Genomic DNA, 23,705 nt, shown 5'->3' with positions numbered 1-23,705 from the left:
GACAGGATACGCATCGTGATAAACATGATTCATTGGAAACAACGTTTCAATGCTGCGGCCATTCACCTGTTAGCAAGTTTGCTGATAGGGATTTCGGCGGCGACTTTGGTATTTGCAGTCTGGTACCCGTACCCTTACAGCGAGGTGTCCGGCGGGCGCGAGTTGTTCAAGTTGCTGGTCGTGGTCGATGTGATATTGGGGCCGCTCATAACCTTTGCCATATTTAACAAGACCAAGCCGTTGAAAGAATTGCGCCGCGACTTATCGATAGTCGTTCTGCTGCAGTTGGCTGCATTGTGTTATGGCCTTTGGACGGTTTTTGTTGCACGTCCGGTGTACCTAGTGTTTGAACTGGATCGCTTCCGGGTAGTACACGCAGTGGACGTGTCTGAAGAATTGTTGCACAAAGCCCCCGTCGGATTGACAACGTTGCCCATGTTCGGACACGGATTGTTGGCGGTGCGTCCTTTTACCAGCGCGGCAGAGAGTGCTGAGGCAACTATAGCGGCGTTGCAGGGGGTGGATTTGGGCACGCGGCCTGATCTTTGGCAGCCCTATCCGGAGGCGGCCAGCCGGGTACGTAGGTCAGCTAAACCTGGAACGGAATTAATCGCCCGCTTTCCGGATCATGCCAAGACAATTGACGAAGCGCTCAAAAAAACCGGTCGCTCCATAGACAATCTGTTGAGTATGCCGCTTGTCAGCCGTAAGTTCTTCTGGACGGTGTTGCTTGATGCGCAAACCCTCGAGGTGGTAGGTTTTGTTCCATTGGACTCTTTTTAAGGGAAAAAGGCGGAGCCTTATCACAAGGGGCACATGCAGGTCCGTAATATCTAGAAAAACTGGAAGGTGCCGCCTACCATATGCCGTCTATCACCTAGACGCTGGCGGCCAAACAACCAGTTCGCCATTCGGTTCGGCGAGCAATTTCCGAAAGTCGTGCACCGGGACTTTTTAATAGACCCTCACCACGCAGAACGTCTGACTGCAGCTCTACTTCGTGCCGTTCTGAAATTGCCAATCTCCAGACTTCCCGCCGCGCTTTTCCGTTACCCTAACACTCTCGATTACCATACTTCGATCCACTGCTTTGCACATATCATAAATAGTAAGCAGCCCGATCTGTACGGCGGTTAGTGCCTCCATCTCCACCCCGGTCTTGCCGTAAGTTTCAACTTGCGACGTGCAAATGACTTGCAACTGCGCCGTGTCGACCTCAAATTCGGCTGTCACGCGCGTGATTGCCAGCGGATGACAAAGCGGAATCAGATCACTCGTTCTTTTCGCCCCCATGATCGCCGCGATTCTCGCAATCCCGAGGACATCCCCCTTTTTCGCCGTGCCGGACTGAATAATGTCCAGTGTCTCTTTTTTCATCCGAATCGCTCCTGTCGCCACTGCAATACGGCGCGTATCGCTCTTTGCGCCCACGTCAACCATGTGCGCTTGCCCCGTTGCGTCGAAATGCGTCAAGCTGTCATTAGGAGGGGCGCTCATCTCTTTTTCGTTTTCGCTTGCCATGGTCTTTGCCTGCAATGGTTTCGTAGTGATTGTCAGTGGAGGGGTATCATAGCACCGTGAAATCCAAATCCATTCAGCTCATTCCACTTTCGATAATGCGCCGTGCCCGTATTGTGGTCGTTGCTATTGCGTCAGCAATTTCATTTTCCGTTCAACCCTCGGTGTCCGGGGCTCAAAACCTCCCCAGCCTGGGCGACACCGAGCGCGAAGCCCTTTCGCCGCTCATGGAGCGCCGCTTGGGTGAGCAGATCATGCATAGCATCCGGCGCGACCGGGATTATCTGGACGATGCGCCTGTTACTGAATACCTGAACAATTTCGGCGTCAGTCTACTCTCCGTTCGCCCGGAAACACGTGGCGAAGCCGACTATGACTACTTCTTCTTCGCTGTGCGCGACCCGATACTGAATGCGTTTGCGTTGCCTGGTGGATTTATCGGTGTGCATTCTGCGTTGATCCTTGCGGCGCAGAATGAGTCCGAGCTGGCTTCCGTTCTCTCGCATGAAATCGGGCACGTCGCGCAGCGGCATATTGCGCGGATGCTGGGCAAGCAACGGCAGGATTCGCTGATTCCACTGGCCGGCGCAGTTCTCGCCGCGCTTGCTGCGCGGTCGAGTCCGGATGCGTCGGCGGCGCTGCTGCTTGGCGGGCAGGGGATGGCTCTGCAGCGACAGTTGAATTTCAGCCGCGATGCCGAACGTGAAGCCGATCGTATCGGGTTGCAGATCATGAAGGAGGCAGGTTTCGAAACGGCAGGGATGATTGCCTTCTTCGGGCGGATGCAGACGGCGACGCGTGCGTACACAGATTCCGCGCCAGTCTATCTGCGCTCGCATCCGCTGACGACGGAGCGGATCGCGGACATCGAAGCAAGGACGCGAGACCAGCGTTACCGGCAGCGTGCCGACAGTCTCGACTTCCATTTGATTCGCGCACGAGTGCGAGTACTGCAGGACCTATCTCCACAGGGATTGCGAAGCGCAAACTCTGCATTCGAGGCGCAACTGCATCAGAAGAATCGTGCCCAGGTGGCTGGGGCGAAATATGGTCAGGCCTTTATCGCCTTCAGGCAGGGGGCGCACGCAAAGGCGCAGGAGTTGCTGCGGGATGCGTATGCGGCGGCACAAGGACCGTCTGCACCTGTCCATAATCCGGTGCTGACGAGTCTCGGGATCGATATCAGACTTGCTTCAAATGATGTGCAAGAAGCGCTGAAAGAGGCAGAGTCGGCGCGGGCCAGATTTCCGCTGTCCCGAGGTATCGCTCGCCAGTACGCAGATGCGTTGATGGCGGCGGGGCGTTATGACGATGCGGTGGCCTATCTGCGGGACCAAGTGCAGTTGTATCGCCAAGAGCCAAAGTTGCAGGACATGCTGGCCAAGGCCTATGCGGCGCAGGGAAAGCAGGCTTTGCAGCACCTTGCGCTCGCCGAATCCTACGCACTGAAGGGAAGCCTGCCGGCGGCAATCGACCAGTTGGGGATTGCACGCCGGGCGTCGGACGCTTCGTTTTACGATCAGGCAGTCATCGATGCGCGTGAACGTGAGTTCAAGGCGCGCTGGCTCGAGGAGTTGAAGGAAGGTCGTCAGGAACCCTGATGGCATCCAAGCCAATGCCGCTGCAGCGTTGCTGTCTCTCCAGCGTCCCCACCGTACAATCACGTCGATTGCCATCGGCCATTTCCCGGTCGTTCCCAACAGGGCGGCCTGAGCGATTCAGGTCGCGTCGGGCTGAGGTGCCGTCATGAATCCAAATTGGCTCGCTGCGGCGTCGCGCCGGATCGGGCGAACAGGAAGAAGTTTGCCGGCGTAATCGAAGGCAAGGTCCGGGACACGATCCGGCTGCTCAAGCCATGCCAGGAGTTGATCTTCGCTGGCAGGTTTTCCAGAAATGCAGAGCCGCGGAAGACATTGCGCCATATCCCGGTCGTCCATCAGCGCGACAACCTCACCGCGCTGCACCAGCAACTGGCCAGTCTCCGTGAGCCATGCGGAATCAAATGACGAAAGGGCTTCACCGGTGTGGAGGATGAAGCTGCCTGTCGCATCGGTCCGGGCGATGTAGGGTGTCGCTTCCAGATTGACATACACCCGCTGGGGGCCGTTCTGAAAGTACCAGCGGCCTTGGGCGTCATGCAGGTAATTGCGATTGATGAAACCAACAAGTGCCGGATTGGTGATTTTGTCCCCGGCGAGCTTCAGTGCCTGAGTACGTTCGTCGCACATGCGCCAGTTGCCGCGGGCATCCAGCGCAAGCCAGCCATAGCAGTGCGGGACATTTGGCCATTTCGCCATGGCCTGTTTGACGATCTCATCCATTTTGCATGTCCATGTGTTCCGATCCTTCAACTCGCGGCCTGCAGGAAATGCAGCATGCGTTGAGGCAGCCAGTCGATACGTCCCGGCAGGCCGCCTACGGCAAAGCCGACGTGGCCACCTTGTTCAGGATACTCCAGTGTGACGCGTGCCGAGGCCGTTAGCGGCAAATGCTGCGCGGGTAAGAACGGATCGTTCTTTGCGTTGAGCACGAGCGTAGGTACGGTGATATCCGATAGCACATGCTTTGCACTGGCGCGATGCCAATAGTCATCCGTATCGCGAAAACCATGCAAGGGCGCAGTGACGATATTGTCGAACTCGTAAAGGTTTCGCGCACGCAGCATGGTTTCGCGGTCAAACAATTGCGGAAACTGTTTCAGCTTTTGCAGGCACTTCGGCTTGAGTGTTTGCAGAAATATGCGGGTGTACACCATGTTCAGCCCGCGCGACAGTGCCGCACCTCCACTGGCGAGGTCGAGCGGTGCAGAAATGGCGCAGGCGGCATCGACGATATCGGCCTGATGCTGCGACTCGCCGAGCCAGCGCAACAAGGCGTTGCCACCGAGGGAGACACCGCAGACGTAGAATTTTCCGCCAGATGTGCGGCGCTCGGCATGGAGGCGTCGGACTACCCAATCCACTTCCACTGCATCGCCGGAATGATAAAAGCGCGGCGCGTGGTTGAGTTCTCCCGAGCAGCCGCGAAAATGTGGAACTGCACCCGACCAGCCCATTGCGCTGACCCTGGACATGAGTGAGCGTGCGTAATGGCTGTCGGATGAGCCCTCCAGGCCGTGGAAGAGGACGACAAACGGCTGCCCCGGAGTCCCGTCGACGAAATCAATGTCGATGAAATCGCCGTCCGGCGTCTGCCATCGCTCGCGCCGATAGGCGACCTTCGGCCTGGCGATGCATGTGGCAGGGTAGATCGTTTGCAGATGCCCACCGGGCAGCCAGGAGGGGGCCGTGTACTTCATCGATGCCGGTTCAATGCAAGAGGGCCGATACGCTGATGTCCGCGGGCGCTTCACCAGGCACGACAGAGGCATGATGCGTCACGATGCGCCAGCCACGGGGCGTCTTCATGTAGACGTTCGTGGCGAGAATGTGGATATCTTGCTGGCGCGATGCGGTGCGATGGACCTCTTCAATGATGTTGTGAATCGAGGTCATCATGTTTTGCGTGACGTGCAGCTGGACGGGGCGGATATGCACGCCGCCTTTTTCGAAGATCGATTCCCATGCGGCACGAATCGAGGAATGCCCCACAAGCCGCGGCGCACCCGGATGGATGCATACGATATCGTCATCTTCTGCCCACAGGGCCATCACGGCATCGACATCGGCACGGCTGATTGCCTCATAGAATGCGGCCTCTGTTTCTTCCGGGGTTTCCGGGATGTTGTTTAGCGTCGGCATGGGTATGGGCTCTTCTTTCCAATTGGAATAATTCATGTGATCCGCTGCGGGATCTGCATTCGATGAACGTGAACAGTATAGAGTAAGGGCGCTAATGACGATGTCAATGCGATAACCGGCCGGTGATGCGTGCTGCAAGAAGGACTGGCCACGGACTGAAGACGGGACGAGCGACGGGATAAGCAAAGCGGGCCGGCGTATCGATACGCCGGCCCGCTTGTATTTGCAGCACTATGCAGCGCTACCTTGATCGTCTTTGCTTATTTACTTAATGCCCCTTCACCACTGCACCCGGCTTGAGCCGATATACCGTGCCGCAATACGGGCACTTTCCATCCTCGTGATGATCGACCGGGATAAATACGCGCGGGTGGGACGACCAGATCGGCATGGCCGGATTGGGACAATAGGCGGGAAGGTCGTCGCCGTCCAGTTCGACGTAACTCATGCTTGCTTTTGCTTGTGTCATGGGATTTTCCAGGAGGAGTTAAACCAGGGTGAGCCAGTGCTCATACTGTGGAGCCTTGCCGGCGACCACATCGAAGAACAGCGACTGCAGCTTTTCCGTGATCGGGCCGCGTTTGCCTTCGCCGATCTGACGATTGTCCAGTTCACGGATCGGCGTGATTTCTGCGGCGGTGCCGGTGAAGAAGGCTTCGTCGCAGCAGTACATCTCATCGCGCGTGATGCGCTTTTCAATGACTTCAATGCCGAGGTCGCGGGCCATCGTCAGGACCGCATCGCGCGTGATGCCGTCCAGGCATGAAGCGAGATCCGGCGTGTAGATCTTGCCGTTCTTGATGATGAACACATTTTCGCCGGAGCCTTCCGACACGTAGCCGTCGGTATCCAGCAGCAGCGCTTCATCGTAGCCGTCAGAAAGCGCTTCCTGGTTCGCAAGAATGGAGTTGATGTAGTAACCGCAGGCTTTCGCGCGCACGAGCGACACATTGACATGGTGGCGAGTAAACGAAGAAGTCTTGACGCGGATTCCCTTGTTCAGGCCATCCTCGCCGAGGTAGGCGCCCCACGGCCATGCGGCGACCGCGACGTGAATCGTGTTTCCTTTGGCGGATATGCCCAGCTTCTCCGAGCCAATCCAGACCAGCGGACGCAAGTAGCAGGACTCGAGCTTGTTCTCGCGCACGACCTGGCGCTGCGCTTCGATGATGGTCTCCATGTCGAACGGGATCTTCATCTGGAAAATCTTCGCGGAGTTGAACAGGCGCTGCGTGTGCTCCTTGAGTCGGAAAATCGCCGTGCCCTTGTCGGTCTTGTAGGCGCGCACACCCTCGAAGACGCCCATGCCGTAATGCAGCGTGTGGGTCAGCACGTGCACGGTCGCATCACGCCAGTCAATCAGTTCGCCATCCTTCCAGATCTTTCCGTCGCGGTCGGCCATGGACATGTTCGAGTCTCCAAAAGTTGTTGCAAAGGTTGGATTCTAGCGGATTCCAACGTGCTCGAAAATTCATCTGTAGAATGTCGCATTCGCCTTTGGCATGCCATTTCAACGAGCTGTGCGCGACGCTGTACGAGAGCTTTTCCCTGCCGCTTCCCGTTTGTTGTCAATCAAATATGAAGGGGCATAAAAGCCTCGGTTTTACGTCGTGGACTCATGAGCATTTCACAAAGCAGTTCAATTTCCCCTGATCTGATCGACCTCGAAAAACGGGCCTTCCTGGAAGGCGTCAAGGCATGCGCTCCGACGATGCCGGGTATCTTCGCGTGGGCAATGGTAACCGGCATGGCGATGGTGAAGTCCGGGCTCACGATATGGCAAGCCCTCGGGATGACGTTCCTGGTTTTTGCCGGTTCTGCGCAGCTTGCCTCGCTTCCACTGATCGCTGCCAATGTGCCGATCTGGGTCGTGTTCGTCACGGCGATGGTCGTGAACCTGCGATTCGTGATTTTCGCTGCTGCAATCGGACCGCATTTCGGCCACCTGCCATGGTACCGGCGCGTCTGGCATGGATACTTCAATGCCGATATCACCATGGCGCTTTTCCCTCAGCGTTTCCCGGCGGAGACAATTCATCAGACAAAGGGAAAGGTCTCCTATTTCAAGGGGATCGGTTACCTCAACTGGTGCGTATGGCAGGCCGGCTCGGTTGCCGGGATCCTGCTGGCAAGCCAGATTCCTGAGAGCTGGGGGATCGGCTTTGCGGGCACGCTTGCACTCTTGGCAATCACGATTCCGCTGATTATCAATGCGGCCGCACTCGTCGGTGTTGTCGTTGCCAGTGTGGTGGCGATCGCGGCTGCACCGTTGCCGTATCGGCTGGGGTTGCTGGTTGCTGTCGTGAGCGGTATGGCGGTGGCGATGATTGTGGATACCTATCTCGACAGGAAAAAGGACAGCGCATGAGTGCGACCGATCTCTGGCTGACAATCGTCCTTTTGACCTTGGCCACGATTCTGACACGAAGCTCGTTCTTCTTTCTCGGCCATGCGGTCAAGTTGCCGCCCAAGCTCCAGCATGCACTGCGTTATGCGCCGGCAGCGGCGATGGCTGCCATTGTCGCGCCGGATCTCTTGCTGTCTGACGGCGCACTGCATTTGACATGGGCCAATCCCAAGCTGATTGCTGGTGTCGGCGCAGCAGCATTCTTTCTTGTCACGCGGCACCTCTTGGGGACTATTGTGGCCGGAATGGCAATGTACGGTTTGCTGCGCGCCATCATATGAAAACCGTTCTTGGACGAGTTGGCCTGCGGTAGAATAAGCGTTTTTCCATTCTTTCAATTCTTGTCTGGCAGCCATGCAATTCAACCGATTGAGCGACCTCATCGCAAGCAACCAACTCCAGGGCAAACGCGTTTTCATCCGTGCCGATCTCAACGTGCCGCAGGATGATGCAGGCAACATCACCGAAGATACCCGCATCCGTGCTTCCGTACCTGCCATTGAGCAGGCGCTGAAGGCTGGCGCTGCCGTGATGGTGACGTCGCATCTTGGCCGTCCGACCGAAGGGGAATTCAAGCCGGAAGATTCGCTCGCACCGATCGCGAAGCGCCTGTCGGAGTTGCTCGGCAAGCCAGTGGAGCTGAAGCAGAACTGGGTGGATGGCGTCAATGTTGCTCCTGGTCAGGTCGTGCTGCTGGAAAACTGCCGCGTCAACAAGGGCGAAAAGAAGAACAGCGACGAGCTTGCGCAGAAGATGGCCAAGCTGTGCGACGTGTATGTCAACGATGCCTTCGGTACAGCGCACCGTGCAGAAGCAACGACGCATGGCATCGCGAAATTCGCCCCGATCGCTTGCGCCGGCCCGCTGCTGGCGGCTGAGCTCGACGCGCTGGGCAAGGCACTGGGCCAGCCTGCACGCCCGCTCGCAGCAATCGTTGCGGGCTCCAAGGTCTCTACCAAACTCACCATCCTGAAGACGCTTGCCGAGAAGGTGGACAACCTGATCGTCGGCGGCGGCATTGCCAATACCTTCATGCTCGCCTCCGGCCTCAAGATCGGCAAGTCGCTCGCAGAGGCTGACCTTGTCAGCGAAGCCAAGGCGATCATCGACATGATGGCCAAGCGTGGCGCATCCGTGCCGATCCCGGTTGATGTCGTTTGCGCGAAAGAGTTTGCCGCCACTGCGGCGGCGACGGTCAAGGATGTGAAGGACGTTGCAGACGACGACATGATTCTCGACATCGGCCCGAAGACGGCAGCGCAGCTTGCACAGCAGATTGCGGGCGCCGGCACCATCGTCTGGAATGGCCCGGTGGGCGTATTCGAGTTCGACCAGTTCGGCGAGGGTACCAAGACGCTCGCGATGGCGATCGCAAACTCCAAAGGCTTCTCGATTGCTGGCGGTGGCGACACGCTCGCCGCAATTGCGAAGTACAACATTGCTGACAAGGTCGGCTATATCTCGACTGGCGGTGGGGCATTCCTGGAGTTCCTGGAAGGCAAAACACTGCCCGCTGTCGACATCCTCCAGCAGCGCGCAAAATAAGTCGAGTTGTGGCGTGGCGCGCCCGTTCGCGCCACGATGTGCCGCTCCGTTAAGGTTCTCACATGATCAGAGCTACAAAAATCGTTGCCACCATCGGCCCCGCATCGAGCGAGCCGGAGATTCTCAACAAGATGATCTGCGCCGGTGTAAACGTCGTTCGATTGAACTTTTCGCACGGGAAGGCGCAGGATCATATCGACCGCGCAGCGATGGTGCGCAAGGCAGCGGCTGAGTGTGGGCGCGAAGTCGCCATCATGGCTGACCTGCAAGGGCCGAAGATCCGTATCGGAAAATTCGAGAGCGGGAAAATCTTCCTCGAGAATGGCAGCAAGTTCATACTCGACGCCAACTGCGAACTTGGCAACCAGGCGCAAGTCGGTCTCGACTACAAGGAATTGCCGCGCGACCTTAAGCCGAACGACGTGCTGTTGCTCAACGACGGTCTCATCGTGCTGGTGGTGGACAGCGTCGTCGGCAGTGCAATCCATACGACGGTCAAGATCGGCGGCGAGCTGTCAAACAACAAGGGCATCAACCGCCTGGGTGGCGGTCTCTCCGCTCCGGCGCTGACGGCCAAGGACATGGAGGACATCAAGACCGCGATGAGCTTCCAGGCCGACTACATTGCCGTGTCATTTCCCAAGAGCGCGACTGACATGGTGATGGCGCGCCAACTGGCAAATATCGCCGGCGAAACGACTAGGCACAAGCCGCTGATGATTGCAAAGATCGAGCGCGCCGAAGCGATCCCCGCGTTGCAGGAAATCCTCGATGTATCCGACGGCATCATGGTCGCCCGCGGCGACCTCGCTGTTGAAGTCGGCAATGCCGCCGTGCCGGCGCTGCAAAAGCGCATGATCAAGATGGCGCGCGCGTCGAACAAGGTGACGATCACTGCGACGCAGATGATGGAATCGATGATCTTCAATGCGGTCCCGACACGTGCCGAAGTGTCCGACGTGGCCAATGCCGTACTGGACGGCACCGATGCGGTGATGACCTCCGCCGAGACCGCTTCCGGCAAGTATCCGGTGGAAACTGTCGAAGCAATGGCGGCAATCTGCATGGAGGCAGAGAAGTCCGACGTGGTTAAACTGGATGCCGATTTCCTGAATGCGACGTTTACCCGGATTGACCAATCCATTGCCTATGGAGCGCTCTTCACCGCGCATCATCTGCGTGTGAAGGCGATCGCTGCGCTGACCGAGTCCGGTTCAACCGCGCTGTGGATGAGCCGCCATAGCATCGACATCCCGATCTATGCCATTACCCCGAGCTTGCAAACGCAACGCAAGGCTGCGCTGTACCGCAATGTGACGACCTTTGAGCTGGCGCATTCCGTCGACCGCGAAGCCGTGCTGAAAGCTGCCCAGGATTTGCTTCTCGCCAAAGGCGTGGTGCAGAAAGGTGACATGATTGTCGTCACTTGGGGTGAGCCCATGGGCCAAGTCGGTGGAACGAATGCCCTGAAGATCATGAAGATCGGCGAATACTAATTTCATTGTTTTGGAGAATTGATATGCCTCTCGTATCCATGCGCCAACTGCTCGACCACGCTGCCGAAAACGGCTACGGTCTGCCCGCATTCAACGTCAACAACCTGGAGCAAGTCACGGCCATCATGCAGGCTGCCGATGAAGTCGGCGCGCCGGTGATCATGCAAGCCTCCGCAGGCGCCCGCAAGTACGCCGGCGAAGCTTTCCTGCGCCACTTGATCGAAGCTGCTGTGGAAGCCTATCCGCACATTCCGGTCGTCATGCACCAGGACCACGGCCAGTCGCCCGCAGTCTGCATGGCAGCCATCAAGTCCGGCTTCACGTCGGTGATGATGGACGGCTCGCTGATGGAAGATGGCAAATCGGTTGCCAGCTACGAATACAACGTCGACGTCTCGCGCGAAGTGGTGAAGTTCTCGCACTCGATCGGTGTGACGGTCGAAGCGGAACTGGGCGTGCTCGGCTCGCTGGAAACCATGAAGGGCGACAAAGAAGACGGTCACGGGGCAGAAGGGACGATGACCCGTGAGCAATTGCTCACTGACGTCAACCAGGCCGCCGACTTCGTCAAGCAGACCCAATGCGACGCACTGGCAATCGCTATCGGCACCTCGCACGGCGCCTACAAGTTCTCGCGCAAGCCGACCGGTGACATCCTCGCGATCCAGCGCATCAAGGAAATCCATGCGCGCATTCCGAATACGCATCTGGTGATGCACGGTTCCTCTTCCGTTCCGCAGGAACTGCTGGCGGAGATTCGCCAGTTCGGCGGCGACATGAAGGAAACCTACGGCGTGCCGGTCGAGGAAATCCAGGAAGGCATCAAGCACGGCGTGCGCAAGATCAACATCGACACCGACATCCGCTTGGCAATGACGGCTGCGATCCGCCGCTACATGTTCGAGAATCCGTCCAAGTTCGACCCGCGCGACTACCTGAAGCCTGCCCGCGTAGCTGCCAAGCAGATTTGCAAGTCGCGCTATCTCGCGTTCGGCTGCGAAGGCCAGGCGGCCAAGATCAAGCCGATCACGCTGGAAAAAATGGCGGAGAAATACAAGAAGGGTGAACTGGCCCAGATCGTGCAGTAAAATTTAGCTTCGGAAACAAACCGACCGGCGGCGTGCACCACACCCGCCGGTTTAGCTTTTTTGGAAAGCCCCATGAACAGCCTTTACCAGTCCAACATCAAATCCCTTCCGCTGCTTGGTCGCGGCAAGGTTCGTGACAATTACGCCGTCGGCGACGACAAGATCCTGATCGTTACAACGGACCGCCTGTCTGCTTTCGACGTCGTGATGAACGAACCAATTCCCGGCAAGGGCAAGGTGCTGAACCAGATGTCCAATTTCTGGTTTGCGAAGCTGGGCGATATCGTCCCGAACCACCTGACTGGTATTGATCCAGAAACTGTGGTGCAGGCGGACGAGGCTGACCAAGTGCGCGGCCGCGCGGTCGTCGCCAAGCGTCTCAAGCCCATCCTGGTAGAGGCAGTCGTGCGCGGTTACATCATCGGTTCCGGATGGAAGGACTATCAGGCAACGGGCGCCATTTGCGGCATCGCATTGCCGAAAGGCCTGCGCCAGGCTGACAAGCTGGAAACGCCGATTTTCACGCCGGCGGCGAAGGCAGACATTGGCGAGCATGACGAGAACATCAGCTTTGCCGAAATGGAAAACCGCATCGGCAAGGAACTCGCTGCCAAGATGCGCGACGTCAGCATCAAGCTCTACCAGGCCTCTGCGGACTATGCTGCGACGCGCGGCATCATCATTGCGGACACGAAGTTCGAATTTGGTCTGGACGAGAACGGCACGCTGCACCTGATGGACGAAGTGCTGACTGCCGATTCCTCACGATTCTGGCCTGCAGATTCCTATGCGCCGGGAATGTCGCCGCCGTCGTTCGACAAGCAGTTTGTGCGCGACTACCTCGAAACGCTAAAGGACTGGAACAAGACTGCACCCGCACCAGCGCTTCCTGCTGATGTGATCGAGAAGACCGGTGCAAAATACCGCGAGGCGCTGCAGCGCCTGACTGGCGAAACGCTGAAGGACTGACATGAGCGCAGGCAACGCAGAAAAGCCGCTGGTCGGCGTGATCATGGGATCGTCTTCGGACTGGGACGTGATGCAGCATGCGGTGGCGATGCTGAAGGATTTCGGCATTCCGCATGAGGCGCGCGTCATTTCGGCACATCGCATGCCCGACCAGATGTTCGCCTATGCAGAGTCCGCATGCGACCGCGGCCTGCGCGCGATCATTGCCGGCGCAGGCGGCGCAGCGCACCTGCCGGGCATGGTGGCGGCGAAAACCATCGTACCGGTGCTTGGCGTGCCCGTGCCGTCGAAATACCTGCGTGGCGAAGACTCGTTGCTGTCGATCGTACAGATGCCCAAAGGGATTCCGGTTTCGACTTTTGCGATCGGCGAGGCGGGCGCAGCGAATGCTGCATTAACTGCGATTGCGATCCTCGCAACAACAGACGATCAACTGGCTGCGCGCCTGCAGGAATTCCGCGTCAAGCAGAACCAGGCAGCCCTTGCAATGACATTGCCAGCATGAGCGACAAGAATCATCCTTTTCTTCCTTCCGCTTCTCCGGCGACCTGGCTGGGCGTGATGGGGGGCGGCCAGCTCGGGCGCATGTTCGTGCATGCGGCGCAAAAGATGGGTTACAAGGTGGCGGTGCTCGAGCCAGCACGCGATTGTCCCGCCGGGCATGCAGCGGATCACCTGATCTGTGCCGACTACAAGGATGAAGCGGCACTGAAGGAACTGGCAGACCAGTGCGTCGCCGTGACCACCGAGTTCGAAAACGTGCCGGCAGAGAGCCTTGCGTTCCTGGCCGAGCGAACCTTTGTCGCACCGGAAGCCTCGTGCGTTTCCATCGCACAGGATCGTATCGAGGAAAAACGTTTCTTCACGGAGTGCGCGCCAAGTTCCGGCGTGCTGCCAGCACCGTATAAGATCATCGCCTCGGCGAGCGACATCGACACCATCCCGGATGAGCTCTTTCCGGGCATCCTGAAAACTGCCCGTCTCGGTTATGACGGCAAGGGGCAGGTTCGGGTGAGGAGTCGAGATGACGTTCGCGCGGCACTTGCAGACATGAAGAATGTCACTTGCGTGCTCGAGAAAATGCTGCCGCTGGCATACGAAATCTCGGTGCTGACCGCACGCGGTGCAGACGGGCAGTCCGTCGTGTATCCGATTGCCGAGAACGTGCATCGTGACGGCATTCTGTTCACGACCACCGTCCCGGGCCCGAACGTATGCCCGGAGTCCGCCGCCAAGGCGCAGGCCGCCGCGCTTTCCATCATTGCCCAGATGGGCTATGTCGGCGTGTTGTGCATCGAGTTTTTCGTGCTGCAGGACGGTTCTCTGGTCGTTAATGAGATGGCGCCGCGCCCGCACAACAGCGGCCACTACACGATCGATGCCTGTGTCACCAGCCAGTTTGCACAGCAGGCACGCGCAATGGCGCGCATGCCGTTGGGCGAGGTGCACCAGCATTCACCGGCTGTCATGCTCAACATCCTGGGCGATGTATGGTTTGAGAATGGCAGCGACCAGCCGCGTGAACCCGCCTGGGACAGAGTCCTTGCGCTGCCGGGAGCGAATCTGCACCTGTACGGCAAAGACGATGCACGTCCCGGCCGCAAGATGGGCCATGTGACATTTGTCGCACCGTCCCTCGAGCAGGCGCAGGCCAGCTTGCGTGCCGCTTGCGGCATTCTTGGCATCGCCACTTGATCGCCCCGAATCGCCCTTTAATTGATCCTTAATTACCCTTTGACGGATGCCGCGTCATGCCTGATTTGACATTGGATTTGCATGCCATTCAGGCTGCCGCACAAAAACTGGAACAGGGGGAGTTGGTCGCTTTTCCGACCGAGACGGTCTACGGGCTCGGCGCCGATGCAGAAAACCCGCAGGCGGTGGCAAAGATCTACGCCGCCAAGGGCCGTCCGTCAAACCATCCGGTCATCGTGCATCTCGCGCCCGGTGCGGACATCTCCTGCTGGGCAGAAGACATTCCGGAACAGGCACGCATGCTGATCAATGCGTTCTGGCCGGGGCCGCTGACACTTATTCTCAAACGTGCTGCCCACGTTCCCGACGCGGTATCGGGCGGCCAGGATTCCATCGGCTTGCGCTGCCCGTCACATCCGGTGGCACAGGCACTGCTGCACGCATTCAAGGCAGGAAAAGGCGGCGTCGCTGCTCCGTCGGCCAACAAATTCGGTCATGTCAGCCCGACGACGGCCCAGCATGTGCGAGACGAGTTCGGGACGGGTCCCGGAAGCATGGTCAGTTGCATACTCGATGGCGGCCAAAGCGAAGTCGGCATCGAATCGACAATCCTGGATCTGTCGCGCATGACGACTCACGGTCCGGTATTGCTGCGGCCCGGGCATATCAGCGCCGCGCGTATTGCCGATGTGATCGGCATTGAGCCGCGCATGCCGGATGCGGCCGCACCCCGCGCTTCCGGCACGCTTGACGCCCACTATGCGCCGAGCACGCCGGTCGCCCTGGTCAGTGCGGCGGAACTGGGCAGCACGCTTGCGCGCCTCTCATCCCGAGGCAGACGGTTTGCCCTGATCAGCCGGGTCAGCGGTGGATCGCCTTCGGCCATTACACAGCTTGGTTTGCCGCCAGACCCGACTGGCTATGCACATGAGTTGTATGCAGCGCTACGCGCCATGGATGCCGCCAAGGCGGACATTATCGTCGTCGAGGCGCCACCGGCCGATAATGCACAGTGGCAGGGCGTGAACGACCGTCTGCGACGCGCAGCGCACGATTCCCGGGGTGTGCTGGACCGGCTTCTGGCCTGAGACCGGCCAGCTATCGTTGTCCTGGTCGAGTATCGTTCACGAGCCCTTTGCGTGCGCGCTGATCACTATCACTATCTGCAGTAACACTCTCGGCTTCAGCGGCTTCCTTGGGTGCGCATACCGCCTGTCCAAGTCATAGTGCACTGCATTGCCTTCAGAAAATCTTCTCATCGTTTGATCCTCATTCAAGCCGTCGTCATGCATGCAAGTATGTTGTCCAATGACGACGGCGAGTCGAACAAGCGCTTCCAGGTCGTCTGTTCGAAGCACATATAAAAACCAATGAGAGGAGAGAACATGCGCCGATTTCATCTGGCTGCAATACTGACTACGAGCGCAGTATTGGTTGCATGCGGAGGAGGCAGTAGTAACAATGTCCCGCAATTCAACAACCCGCCGCAATTCAACGCACTCGTGTCCTTTGGGGACAGCCTGAGCGATGTCGGCACTTACGCAGCCGGTACGGTCAAGGCGCTTGGCGGCGGCAAATATACGATCAATGCACCGGACGCCAGGATATGGATCGAGCTCATGGCGACGCGATTGAACCTGAGTGCCCCTTGTGCGGCGCAAACCGGTCTCGAGGGTGACCCGGCGCAAGGATTTTTCGTCCCGATCACGAATCACACGAACTGCACAGCGTATGCGCAGGGTGGCGCCCGCGTCACGAACCCGGTGGGCCCGGGTAACAAGGCGCTTGGCGGTGCCAATGCGGTACTTGGTCAATTGACAGTACCTGTTGCGACTCAGATCCAAAATCATCTGACATCAAAAGGCGGCCGATTCAGTGGTAATGAAATTGTGTTTGTCATGGCGGGTGGTAACGATGTCTTCATTCAGGCAAATACGGTGAGTGCGACCGTCGCTGCGGGCGGCGACGAGGCAGCGGCGGCGACAGCGGCGGTGACGGCGATGGCGACGGCCGGAGCTGAGCTGGCGGGCTATGTGAAGAATCAGATCGTCGGGAAAGGCGCGCGATACGTCGCTGTGGTCAACCTGCCGGATATCGCCAAGACACCTGCATTTGCGAGCGACACCGGATCGCAGGCCTTGATTACCAGTATGGTGACAACGTTTAACACGCAGCTGCAGCAGGGTCTTGACGGTGCGGAGGATGTACTGCTTGTCGATGCGTATACGGTAAGCCGCGACCAGAATGCCAATCCATCTCGCTATGGGCTGAGCAATGTTACAGCTCCGGCATGCGACTTGACGCCCGCGAAAAACCCGCTCGGCTCGTCACTGGTGTGCACCAAGTCAACGCCGGTTGCGGGAGCGAACGACAACTTCCAGTATGCCGATGGCGTGCATCCGACACCGTACGGCTATAAGTTGCTCGCAGATCTGGTGGCGACTGAAATGGGCAAACGAGGGTGGCTCTGACCGCGGGAAGCTGCGCCGAGGATTGCGCGAAGAGTGTGTGCTATCCGAAGCGCAGTTTCATCGTAATGATGAACAACGCCAGCGCCAGTGTGAATACGTTGGCAATGATGACCGGCCATGCACCGATCAGCAGCCCATACAGCAGCCACAAGGCGACGCCAGTAGTAAACAGGCTGTACATGCCGAGTGAGACGCCCTCAGCGCGGCGTGTTTTCCAGGTAAGCAAAGCCTGGGGGATGAAGGCAATGGTGGTGAGGGTGGCGGCCACTGCACCAATCAGATTGGCCAGATGGCTGATATCGTTAAGAAGCATTCTTGTCAGTACATTGAATCAGGCTTGATCGCCCCGCGGCCGAGCCTCGCCGCAGGGTTCATACAAGACGCAACGGTATCGCTATTGAAAGGCTTGGATGCCGGTCTGGGCACGCCCGAGGATCAGTGCATGGATGTCATGCGTGCCTTCGTAGGTATTCACCACTTCCAGGTTCACCATGTGACGGATCACGCCAAATTCATCGGAGATGCCGTTCCCGCCCAGCATGTCACGGGCGAGGCGTGCGACTTCGAGCGCCTTGCCACAGGAGTTGCGCTTCAGCATTGACGTGATTTCGACTGCGGCAGTTCCCTCATCTTTCATTCGTCCCAGCCGTAAACAGCCCTGCAGGCCGAGCGTGATTTCGGTTTGCATATCGGCCAGCTTCTTCTGGATCAGCTGGTTCGCCGCCAGCGGCTTGCCGAACTGCTTGCGGTCGAGCACATACTGGCGCGCACGGAACCAGCAGTCTTCCGCCGCACCCAAGGCGCCCCATGCAATGCCGTACCGCGCGGAATTCAGGCAGGTGAACGGGCCTTTCAAGCCACGCACTCCCGGGAACGCGTTTTCTTCCGGGCAAAACACGTCATCCATCACGATCTCGCCGGTAATCGATGCGCGCAGGCCGACCTTGCCGTGGATCGCCGGTGCGGAGAGTCCTTTCCAGCCTCTCTCCAGCACGAAGCCGCGGATCGCCCCTTCGTCATCCTTGGCCCACACGACGAACACGTCGGCAATCGGGGAATTGGAGATCCACATCTTGCTGCCGGTCAGACTGTAGCCGCCGGGCACTTTCTTGGCGCGGGTGACCATCGAGCCCGGATCGGAACCATGGTTCGGCTCAGTCAGGCCGAAGCAGCCGATCCATTCGCCGGTAGCGAGCTTCGGCAGGTATTTCTGTTTCGTCTGTTCATTGCCGAATTCATAGATCGGCACCATCACCAGCGAGCTTTGCACGCTCATCATCGAGCGGTAGCCGGAGTCGACCCGTTCGACTTCGCGCGCGATCAGGCCGTAGCTGACGTAGTTCAGGCCGGGGCCGCCGTACTGTTCGGGGATGGTCGGGCCCAACAGGCCGAGTTCGCCCATTTCACGGAAGATCGCGGGGTCGGTTTTTTCGTGGCGGAAGGCTTCCAGCACGCGCGGGTCCAGCTTGTCCTGGCAATACGCCTTGGCGGCATCGCGCACCATGCGTTCTTCATTGGTCAGTTGCTGGTCCAGCAGCAGCGGGTCGTCCCATTGGAATTGCGCGGTCGGTTTTTTCGTGGTCATCCTGAATCCCTTTGTCGTTATGCTGGGGCAGGAAGCCCCGGTTGGTGCGAAGGTCCCTTTCGGCAGGCAATGTTTAACGCGGCGCCGTCGAGACGAATCTCCCGCCATGAAAAACCAGTGCCGGCTGCGGCGCCACATCGCAGCGCTCCACCTCGCCGACAAAGATGACATGGTCTCCTTCGGGATAGCGACTGCGATTATGGCATTCGAACCATGCAGCCGCGCCCTTCAGTATGGGCAGGCCGGTGTACGACAGATCGAAATCGACGCCCTCGAACCGGTTTTCGATGCGCATGGCAAAGCGCTCGGCGAGCGCGGCCTGGTCGCCGGCCAGGACATTGATCACATAGTGGGAATTGCCGGTAAATACCGGCAGGCTGCTCGCACTCTGTGACAGGCTCCACAACACCAGTGGCGGGTCGAGCGAGACGGAATTGAAGGAGCTGGCAGTCAGGCCAAGAAAGCTGCCATCAGGCAGGCGTGTGGTAATGACAGTCACGCCGGTGGCAAATTGGGACAACGCGTTGCGAAAATGGCGCGTATCGAACTGCGGCGGGTCCGCGCTAGAAGACGGTGTAGACATCGAAGATCCAGAGAATTTTTGTCATTATGCCGAAAAAGAGGTTTGCATGACGGCCGGGCAGGGCAGTGGGCGTCCCGTACGGGAATGCAGCGATCCGCTTATCGCAGGCATTTGATGGCCTTGATTGGAGGATAAAAGTTGATGCAAAAACAATGTGTGAAAGTTGAGTCACTTTAAGTAAATCGCATAGGCAGCCCTATTTGTTTGCGTTAAAGTCATGTCATAACGGAATGGAGCGAGTCATGGCTACCGAAACAGCAACACTCGGCGGAGGATGCTTCTGGTGTCTGGAAGCGGTCTATCAGGAACTGAAGGGCGTGCAGCAGGTGGAGTCCGGCTATACCGGCGGGCATGTGCCACACCCGACTTATGAGCAGGTGTGTGACGGTACAACCGGTCACGCAGAAGTGGTCCGTATCGAGTTTGACCCGGACGTCGTCAGCTATCGCGAAATCCTTGAAATCTTTTTCACCATCCACGACCCGACGACGCTGAACCGGCAAGGCAATGACGTCGGCACGCAGTACCGTTCCGCCATCTACTTTCAGTCGCCCGAGCAGCAGGAGACGGCACGGCATGTCATCGCATGCATGGCCAATGTCTGGGATGCGCCCATCGTGACCGAACTCAGCCCGGCGCAAACGTTTTACAAGGCAGAGGACTATCACCAGAACTATTTCCGCCAGCATCCGCTGCAGGGCTACTGCGCCTTCGTCGTCGCGCCGAAGCTGGCGAAATTCCGGAAAGTCTTTTCGGACAAGGTCAAGCCGGAAAGCGAGGGAGCTGCATGACCTCCGTTTTTTCCAGGATCCTGCGAGGCGAGATCCCGAGTGTCAAAGTGTATGAGGACGAGCTGGTGTTTGCCTTCATGGATGCCGGCCAGGTCAATCCGGGACACGTTCTTGTCGCGACGAAGCAGCCATATGAAACGCTGATGGATGCGGATGAAGAATCGGCTGCTGCCATGATGCGTGCCGCGGCGAAGATCGCGAAAGCGGTGCAGAAGGCCTTCAATCCGGATGGCATGACGATCCTGCAAGCGAACCGGCCGGCCGGTTGGCAAACGGTGCCGCACTTGCATTTGCACGTGTTACCTCGATACGAAAACGATGGCGTCGGCCTTACATGGCCGCGCAAGGAGCCCGGCATGAACAAGCTGCGGGAATATGCGGCAAGGATCGTGCTGGACTGATTGCCTCCCCGGCATGCCTGCTTCGTCTACGTCCGGCGCTTTTGCCTGCGATCAAGTGACTGAATTTTTGACTGACTTTCTGTCAGTGCAGGTACATATAGCGGCGTGACCATGGCAGCTCCGATGGAGCGCAGCCTGCCTTTGTGCACACTACCTGATACAGGGAGATCCAGTCCTGTGCGAAGGCGTAGGCGCAACCGGCGAGGTATACCCGCCAGATACGGAAGCGGCGGTCATCCACCAGTGCCCTGATCTGTTCGGCATGTTCCTCGAAATTTTCCGCCCAGATGCTGCACGTCCTTGCGTAATGACGGCGCAGGTTCTCGACGTCGAAGACTTCCAGTCCGCCTTCCTGCATGGCGCGCAGCACGCTGCCGACATGCTGCAGCTCACCATGCGGAAAGACATACTGGTCGATGAATTCGCCGCCACCGTAGGCAGTTTCACCGTTATTGAAATCTGTCGTTGTGATGCCGTGGTTCATTACCATGCCGTCGTCTGCGAGCAGGGAACGGATTCTGGCAAAATAATCCGGCAGATGCCTGGCGCCTACGTGCTCGAACATGCCTACGCTGGTGATCCGATCGAATCGGCCTTTGGTATCACGGTAATCTTCCAGCCGTATCTCGACACGTTCAGTCAGGCCCGCGCGCGCGATACGCTCCCTCGCCAGCTCAAGCTGATTTTGCGACAAGGTGGTGCCGACGCATTGTGCGCCAAACTTCTGCGCCGCCCGCAACACCAGCGCGCCCCAGCCGCACCCGATATCCAGCAGCGTCTGTCCCGGGCGCAGCCGGATCTTGGTCAGGATGTGATCGATCTTTTTGAGCTGCGCCTCGTCCAGGCTTTCCGTACCCTGTTCGAAGTAGGCGCAGGAGTAGACCATGTTCTCGTCCAGCCACAGGCGATAGAAGTCGTTGGAGACATCGTAGTGGTAGCGAATGGCTTCTTCGTCTTTCTTCTTGGAGTGATGCGTGTTGCGTACAATGCGGGCAAATTTGCCTTCGGGTTTGAGCGAATGTCTTGCGAGTGCATTGCCGACAGAGATGATTTCATGCGCGCGTCCCTCGACCTCGATTTCGCCTTCCACATACGCTTTGCCTAGGTTGAACAGAGACGGTCGCAGCAGGTAACCGAGTGCTGTTGCTTTGGGCACCCTTATCGTTACCTTCGGTGCATGGCGGTCGAAATCGACCTGTTGACCATTCCATAACTCAAGCCGCAGTGGCAGTGCAGTCTGGTCGCGAATGCTATCAACCCAGCTAACGAGCTTCTTTTCCCAAAACACGATGCACCTCCGAAAAAAGATTTAACGGAACCATCGAGCGAGGCATGAGCTGGCTTTCGGACACGCGGGAAGCGTTCCGAAAGCAGAGCTGGTGACTGCAAAAGAAACGCGCGTTACGGCTGCAGTCGTTGCCGCTGCCAGCTACCGTCGGGCTGCTGCGTATAGGCGATGCGGTCGTGCAGACGCGATGGGCGGCCTTGCCAGAATTCCAGGTAATCCGGCACCAGCCTGAAACCGCCCCAGTGGTCCGGGCGTGTCGGATGGTCGCCATACTGCTTTTCGACTTGCGCAAACTTTGTCTCGAGCGCTTCGCGGCTTGCCACCGGTTGGCTTTGCGCAGAAGCGATGGCACCCAGGCGGCTCATCAAGGGGCGGCTCTGGAAGTAGCTGTCGTTTTCGGCCGCGGAGATGCGTTCGACGCGGCCTTCAATACGGACCTGGCGCTCCAGTTCGATCCAGAAGAACAGCAACGCAGCATGGGGATTGTCGAGCAATTCCTGCCCCTTGCGGCTCTGGTAGTTGGTGAAGAATGTAAAACCACGCTGGTCGAATTCCTTGATCAGGAGAATGCGCGACGACGGACGCCCTTGTGCGTTGACGGTGGCAACGGTCATGGCATTTGCTTCCGGCACCTGGGCCGAAATGGCTTCACCGAACCATTTCGAAAACTGCTCGATCGGATCCGGATGGACATCCTCTTCCGACAGGCTGGCACGGCTGTATTCTGTTCGTAAATCCGCTATCGACATATTCTTCCCTGTGTATTGTGTGGTGGTGTTGCCAGATGTGCGTTCCTTGATCGGCAATGCATGGCAAGCATCATTTTTACGCTAAACAAGCGGCGACACAAATTTACACGCAAACATGTCCGATATTATTTAAAAATAAGACGCGACAGCGGCGATGCCTTGTTTTATATCAATTTTCGCAGCACGTTTCGCGTGTAGCAGTAGAGCTGGCGGTGATACTTACCGATCACCGGGTTTCCGCCGGACGAAGGGCACGCCTGCTCCGATCATCACCGCCATTCCCCAGAACACGGCCGGCAGTCCGAGAGCCATGCCGGCGCCGCCGAATGCCAAGGGCAGAAAAACCTGGCATGCATTCCCAATGGTGACGCGCACGCCGACCGCCTCGCCTGCACGACCTGCGGGAGCTGTATGGTGCAGCAGTGCGAGCACGTTGGGCTGGCTTGATCCAACGGCAACACCGAGCATTGCGGCGATGACGACGATGGAACTTGGGCGCTGCATCAGCGGGAACAACAGATAGCAGACGGCAGCCAGCATCAGCGCGGCAGTAAGGATCTGCCATTCCGTCATGCGCCGAGAGATCCATGGCATGATCAGGCGTACACCGAATGTCGCGGCAGAAAAGCATCCAAGGATAAAACCAATGGTGGATGCCGAGAAGCCGAGGTGAGCACCCTGGATCGGCAACACAAAGGTGAACAGATCCCATGCCGAGGAGAGCAGAGTGCCGACGACGTAGATGCGCCGCATGTCCGCGTGTCGCAGCAGATCAAGCGCGCTTTTCGCATGCAGGTTTTCTTCATGCGTGCCGGGATGGATGTGCCGCAATCGCCCAAAGCCGATCAGCAGCAATGCTGCCAGCGCAAAACCGCCAAAGGCCAGATAAGCGTTACTGTGCTGTGCACGATCGATGATCAGGCCGGCAAGTACCGGGCCGCAGAAACCCGAGATCGAAAAGCCCAAGGCGAGCCAGTTGAAGTTTGCCGCCCGTCTTTCCGTGCTGCTCATCGCGCCTACGCTATGCTGCGCTGCTACCTGGATCACCATGAATCCCGTCCCGATCAGCAGCGTGGCGAAATAGAGAATTGGCAGGCCGCTTACGTACCCCGGCAATGCACAGCCGATGGCCATTGCCACACCACCTGCAAGCATGGGGCGCGCGATACCGATGCGGTCAATCACCTTTCCTGCTGTAACGGCAAACAGCATGGGAAACAGTGCAAACAAGGAAATCAGGATCCCGATAGTCAATTCTGACGCATGCAGCGAAATCGCATATAGCGAAGTGGTAACACGCGATCCCGCAAGTGCGATATGCGCGGTCAGCGACACCAGGATCAGCTGCAACAGCAGTGTGGAGGGGAACACGAAAGACT

26 protein-coding genes are annotated in these 23,705 nt (G+C 58.2%); 14 read left to right on the top strand and 12 right to left on the bottom strand.

Features of this window, described 5'->3' with window-relative positions:
* The first annotated feature begins 24 nt into the window (after positions 1–24).
* Positions 25–783 (top strand): TfpX/TfpZ family type IV pilin accessory protein, encoded by a 759-nt coding sequence (gene tfpZ, locus ACYVIA_RS03180; protein WP_460838693.1) that lies wholly within the window; start codon positions 25–27, stop codon positions 781–783.
* Positions 784–993: 210 nt separating this feature from the next.
* Here tfpZ and moaC read toward each other — a convergent pair whose 3' ends face one another.
* A complete protein-coding gene (moaC, locus tag ACYVIA_RS03175) occupies positions 994–1,521 on the bottom strand; it encodes a cyclic pyranopterin monophosphate synthase MoaC (protein ID WP_460837824.1) in 528 nt (175 codons plus the stop codon).
* A gap of 95 nt (positions 1,522–1,616) precedes the next feature.
* On the opposite strand from moaC, the gene ACYVIA_RS03170 reads away from it, so the two are divergent.
* Positions 1,617–3,119 carry a M48 family metalloprotease gene (locus tag ACYVIA_RS03170; RefSeq protein ID WP_460838692.1) on the top strand — a complete coding sequence of 501 codons (1,503 nt, stop codon included), beginning with the start codon at positions 1,617–1,619 and terminating at the stop codon, positions 3,117–3,119.
* A 117-nt stretch (positions 3,120–3,236) separates the two neighbouring features.
* On the opposite strand, the gene ACYVIA_RS03165 is transcribed toward ACYVIA_RS03170, so the two are convergent.
* From ACYVIA_RS03165 to ACYVIA_RS03145, 5 genes are all read right to left on the bottom strand, one after another.
* On the bottom strand, positions 3,237–3,839 hold the full coding sequence (locus tag ACYVIA_RS03165; protein ID WP_460837823.1) for a DUF2946 family protein: 603 nt from the start codon (positions 3,837–3,839) through the stop codon (positions 3,237–3,239).
* A 26-nt stretch (positions 3,840–3,865) separates the two neighbouring features.
* A complete protein-coding gene (locus tag ACYVIA_RS03160; RefSeq protein WP_460837820.1) occupies positions 3,866–4,816 on the bottom strand; it encodes a YheT family hydrolase in 951 nt (316 codons plus the stop codon).
* A gap of 10 nt (positions 4,817–4,826) precedes the next feature.
* A complete protein-coding gene (locus ACYVIA_RS03155) occupies positions 4,827–5,258 on the bottom strand; it encodes a YybH family protein (RefSeq protein WP_460838690.1) in 432 nt (143 codons plus the stop codon).
* Between the two features lie 268 nt (positions 5,259–5,526).
* Positions 5,527–5,727 (bottom strand): zinc-finger domain-containing protein, encoded by a 201-nt coding sequence (locus tag ACYVIA_RS03150; protein WP_460837818.1) that lies wholly within the window; start codon positions 5,725–5,727, stop codon positions 5,527–5,529.
* 18 nt (positions 5,728–5,745) lie between these two features.
* Complete coding sequence (locus ACYVIA_RS03145; protein WP_460837816.1) at positions 5,746–6,666, bottom strand: branched-chain amino acid transaminase; 921 nt, start codon at positions 6,664–6,666, stop codon at positions 5,746–5,748.
* Between the two features lie 210 nt (positions 6,667–6,876).
* Between ACYVIA_RS03145 and ACYVIA_RS03140 the strand changes: the two genes are divergently transcribed.
* From ACYVIA_RS03140 to ACYVIA_RS03095, 10 genes are all read left to right on the top strand, one after another.
* On the top strand, positions 6,877–7,626 hold the full coding sequence (locus tag ACYVIA_RS03140; RefSeq protein WP_460837812.1) for an AzlC family ABC transporter permease: 750 nt from the start codon (positions 6,877–6,879) through the stop codon (positions 7,624–7,626).
* A complete protein-coding gene (locus tag ACYVIA_RS03135; RefSeq protein ID WP_460837810.1) occupies positions 7,623–7,946 on the top strand; it encodes an AzlD domain-containing protein in 324 nt (107 codons plus the stop codon). Before ACYVIA_RS03140 ends, ACYVIA_RS03135 begins: the two co-directional genes overlap by 4 nt.
* A gap of 73 nt (positions 7,947–8,019) precedes the next feature.
* Positions 8,020–9,210 (top strand): phosphoglycerate kinase, encoded by a 1,191-nt coding sequence (locus ACYVIA_RS03130; RefSeq protein ID WP_460837808.1) that lies wholly within the window; start codon positions 8,020–8,022, stop codon positions 9,208–9,210.
* Positions 9,211–9,272: 62 nt separating this feature from the next.
* Positions 9,273–10,706: a pyruvate kinase gene (gene pyk / locus ACYVIA_RS03125; RefSeq protein WP_460837806.1), complete on the top strand. Its 1,434-nt coding sequence runs from the start codon at positions 9,273–9,275 to the stop codon at positions 10,704–10,706.
* Between the two features lie 23 nt (positions 10,707–10,729).
* A complete protein-coding gene (fba, locus tag ACYVIA_RS03120; RefSeq protein WP_460837805.1) occupies positions 10,730–11,794 on the top strand; it encodes a class II fructose-bisphosphate aldolase in 1,065 nt (354 codons plus the stop codon).
* A 72-nt stretch (positions 11,795–11,866) separates the two neighbouring features.
* Positions 11,867–12,763 carry a phosphoribosylaminoimidazolesuccinocarboxamide synthase gene (locus ACYVIA_RS03115; RefSeq protein ID WP_460837803.1) on the top strand — a complete coding sequence of 299 codons (897 nt, stop codon included), beginning with the start codon at positions 11,867–11,869 and terminating at the stop codon, positions 12,761–12,763.
* A gap of 1 nt (position 12,764) precedes the next feature.
* Entirely contained in the window at positions 12,765–13,268 is a 504-nt protein-coding gene (gene purE, locus ACYVIA_RS03110; RefSeq protein ID WP_460837802.1) for a 5-(carboxyamino)imidazole ribonucleotide mutase, read from the top strand.
* Complete coding sequence (locus ACYVIA_RS03105) at positions 13,265–14,458, top strand: 5-(carboxyamino)imidazole ribonucleotide synthase (RefSeq protein WP_460837800.1); 1,194 nt, start codon at positions 13,265–13,267, stop codon at positions 14,456–14,458. Before purE ends, ACYVIA_RS03105 begins: the two co-directional genes overlap by 4 nt.
* Positions 14,459–14,514: 56 nt before the next feature.
* The gene (locus ACYVIA_RS03100; protein ID WP_460837798.1) at positions 14,515–15,546 is read left to right on the top strand and encodes an L-threonylcarbamoyladenylate synthase; all 1,032 of its coding nucleotides are present in this window, start codon (positions 14,515–14,517) and stop codon (positions 15,544–15,546) included.
* 297 nt (positions 15,547–15,843) lie between these two features.
* A complete protein-coding gene (locus ACYVIA_RS03095; protein WP_460837796.1) occupies positions 15,844–16,929 on the top strand; it encodes an SGNH/GDSL hydrolase family protein in 1,086 nt (361 codons plus the stop codon).
* Between the two features lie 40 nt (positions 16,930–16,969).
* On the opposite strand, the gene ACYVIA_RS03090 is transcribed toward ACYVIA_RS03095, so the two are convergent.
* From ACYVIA_RS03090 to ACYVIA_RS03080, 3 genes are all read right to left on the bottom strand, one after another.
* Positions 16,970–17,242 (bottom strand): SemiSWEET transporter, encoded by a 273-nt coding sequence (locus ACYVIA_RS03090; protein ID WP_460837794.1) that lies wholly within the window; start codon positions 17,240–17,242, stop codon positions 16,970–16,972.
* Positions 17,243–17,323: 81 nt separating this feature from the next.
* On the bottom strand, positions 17,324–18,514 hold the full coding sequence (locus tag ACYVIA_RS03085) for an acyl-CoA dehydrogenase (protein WP_460837793.1): 1,191 nt from the start codon (positions 18,512–18,514) through the stop codon (positions 17,324–17,326).
* Positions 18,515–18,587: 73 nt separating this feature from the next.
* Positions 18,588–19,097, bottom strand: a complete 510-nt coding sequence (locus tag ACYVIA_RS03080) for a flavin reductase family protein (protein WP_460837791.1) — start codon at positions 19,095–19,097, stop codon at positions 18,588–18,590.
* Between the two features lie 242 nt (positions 19,098–19,339).
* Here ACYVIA_RS03080 and msrA point away from each other — a divergent pair, with 242 nt between their 5' ends.
* Both msrA and ACYVIA_RS03070 read left to right on the top strand, forming a co-directional pair.
* Positions 19,340–19,888, top strand: a complete 549-nt coding sequence (msrA, locus tag ACYVIA_RS03075) for a peptide-methionine (S)-S-oxide reductase MsrA (protein WP_460837788.1) — start codon at positions 19,340–19,342, stop codon at positions 19,886–19,888.
* Positions 19,885–20,289 (top strand): HIT family protein, encoded by a 405-nt coding sequence (locus ACYVIA_RS03070; RefSeq protein ID WP_460837785.1) that lies wholly within the window; start codon positions 19,885–19,887, stop codon positions 20,287–20,289. Before msrA ends, ACYVIA_RS03070 begins: the two co-directional genes overlap by 4 nt.
* A gap of 82 nt (positions 20,290–20,371) precedes the next feature.
* On the opposite strand, the gene ACYVIA_RS03065 is transcribed toward ACYVIA_RS03070, so the two are convergent.
* The 3 genes from ACYVIA_RS03065 to ACYVIA_RS03055 form a co-directional block, all read right to left on the bottom strand.
* On the bottom strand, positions 20,372–21,577 hold the full coding sequence (locus ACYVIA_RS03065) for a class I SAM-dependent methyltransferase (RefSeq protein ID WP_460837782.1): 1,206 nt from the start codon (positions 21,575–21,577) through the stop codon (positions 20,372–20,374).
* A 113-nt stretch (positions 21,578–21,690) separates the two neighbouring features.
* Entirely contained in the window at positions 21,691–22,326 is a 636-nt protein-coding gene (gene pdxH, locus ACYVIA_RS03060; RefSeq protein ID WP_460837780.1) for a pyridoxamine 5'-phosphate oxidase, read from the bottom strand.
* A gap of 219 nt (positions 22,327–22,545) precedes the next feature.
* Complete coding sequence (locus tag ACYVIA_RS03055; protein ID WP_460837779.1) at positions 22,546–23,697, bottom strand: MFS transporter; 1,152 nt, start codon at positions 23,695–23,697, stop codon at positions 22,546–22,548.
* Between the last annotated feature and the right edge of the window lie 8 nt (positions 23,698–23,705).

Source organism: Noviherbaspirillum agri (assembly GCF_054780595.1).
The sequence above is the reverse complement of the archived record's forward strand: the minus strand, read 5'-3'. Positions and strand labels throughout refer to the sequence as shown.

What these genes read in the sequence shown, in the direction of transcription:
- ACYVIA_RS03090 (WP_460837794.1), bottom strand. Translation starts at nt 17,242, where the DNA reads ATGCTTCTTAACGATATCAGCCATCTGGCCAATCTGATTGGTGCAGTG.
- ACYVIA_RS03165 (WP_460837823.1), bottom strand. Translation starts at nt 3,839, where the DNA reads ATGGATGAGATCGTCAAACAGGCCATGGCGAAATGGCCAAATGTCCCG.
- ACYVIA_RS03130 (WP_460837808.1), top strand. Translation starts at nt 8,020, where the DNA reads ATGCAATTCAACCGATTGAGCGACCTCATCGCAAGCAACCAACTCCAG.
- ACYVIA_RS03145 (WP_460837816.1), bottom strand. Translation starts at nt 6,666, where the DNA reads ATGTCCATGGCCGACCGCGACGGAAAGATCTGGAAGGATGGCGAACTG.
- ACYVIA_RS03085 (WP_460837793.1), bottom strand. Translation starts at nt 18,514, where the DNA reads ATGACCACGAAAAAACCGACCGCGCAATTCCAATGGGACGACCCGCTG.
- ACYVIA_RS03155 (WP_460838690.1), bottom strand. Translation starts at nt 5,258, where the DNA reads ATGCCGACGCTAAACAACATCCCGGAAACCCCGGAAGAAACAGAGGCC.
- fba (WP_460837805.1), top strand. Translation starts at nt 10,730, where the DNA reads ATGCCTCTCGTATCCATGCGCCAACTGCTCGACCACGCTGCCGAAAAC.
- ACYVIA_RS03115 (WP_460837803.1), top strand. Translation starts at nt 11,867, where the DNA reads ATGAACAGCCTTTACCAGTCCAACATCAAATCCCTTCCGCTGCTTGGT.
- tfpZ (WP_460838693.1), top strand. Translation starts at nt 25, where the DNA reads ATGATTCATTGGAAACAACGTTTCAATGCTGCGGCCATTCACCTGTTA.
- ACYVIA_RS03105 (WP_460837800.1), top strand. Translation starts at nt 13,265, where the DNA reads ATGAGCGACAAGAATCATCCTTTTCTTCCTTCCGCTTCTCCGGCGACC.
- ACYVIA_RS03080 (WP_460837791.1), bottom strand. Translation starts at nt 19,097, where the DNA reads ATGTCTACACCGTCTTCTAGCGCGGACCCGCCGCAGTTCGATACGCGC.
- ACYVIA_RS03135 (WP_460837810.1), top strand. Translation starts at nt 7,623, where the DNA reads ATGAGTGCGACCGATCTCTGGCTGACAATCGTCCTTTTGACCTTGGCC.
- ACYVIA_RS03160 (WP_460837820.1), bottom strand. Translation starts at nt 4,816, where the DNA reads ATGAAGTACACGGCCCCCTCCTGGCTGCCCGGTGGGCATCTGCAAACG.
- ACYVIA_RS03140 (WP_460837812.1), top strand. Translation starts at nt 6,877, where the DNA reads ATGAGCATTTCACAAAGCAGTTCAATTTCCCCTGATCTGATCGACCTC.
- ACYVIA_RS03150 (WP_460837818.1), bottom strand. Translation starts at nt 5,727, where the DNA reads ATGACACAAGCAAAAGCAAGCATGAGTTACGTCGAACTGGACGGCGAC.
- moaC (WP_460837824.1), bottom strand. Translation starts at nt 1,521, where the DNA reads ATGGCAAGCGAAAACGAAAAAGAGATGAGCGCCCCTCCTAATGACAGC.
- pyk (WP_460837806.1), top strand. Translation starts at nt 9,273, where the DNA reads ATGATCAGAGCTACAAAAATCGTTGCCACCATCGGCCCCGCATCGAGC.
- msrA (WP_460837788.1), top strand. Translation starts at nt 19,340, where the DNA reads ATGGCTACCGAAACAGCAACACTCGGCGGAGGATGCTTCTGGTGTCTG.
- ACYVIA_RS03070 (WP_460837785.1), top strand. Translation starts at nt 19,885, where the DNA reads ATGACCTCCGTTTTTTCCAGGATCCTGCGAGGCGAGATCCCGAGTGTC.
- purE (WP_460837802.1), top strand. Translation starts at nt 12,765, where the DNA reads ATGAGCGCAGGCAACGCAGAAAAGCCGCTGGTCGGCGTGATCATGGGA.
- pdxH (WP_460837780.1), bottom strand. Translation starts at nt 22,326, where the DNA reads ATGTCGATAGCGGATTTACGAACAGAATACAGCCGTGCCAGCCTGTCG.
- ACYVIA_RS03170 (WP_460838692.1), top strand. Translation starts at nt 1,617, where the DNA reads ATGCGCCGTGCCCGTATTGTGGTCGTTGCTATTGCGTCAGCAATTTCA.
- ACYVIA_RS03100 (WP_460837798.1), top strand. Translation starts at nt 14,515, where the DNA reads ATGCCTGATTTGACATTGGATTTGCATGCCATTCAGGCTGCCGCACAA.
- ACYVIA_RS03095 (WP_460837796.1), top strand. Translation starts at nt 15,844, where the DNA reads ATGCGCCGATTTCATCTGGCTGCAATACTGACTACGAGCGCAGTATTG.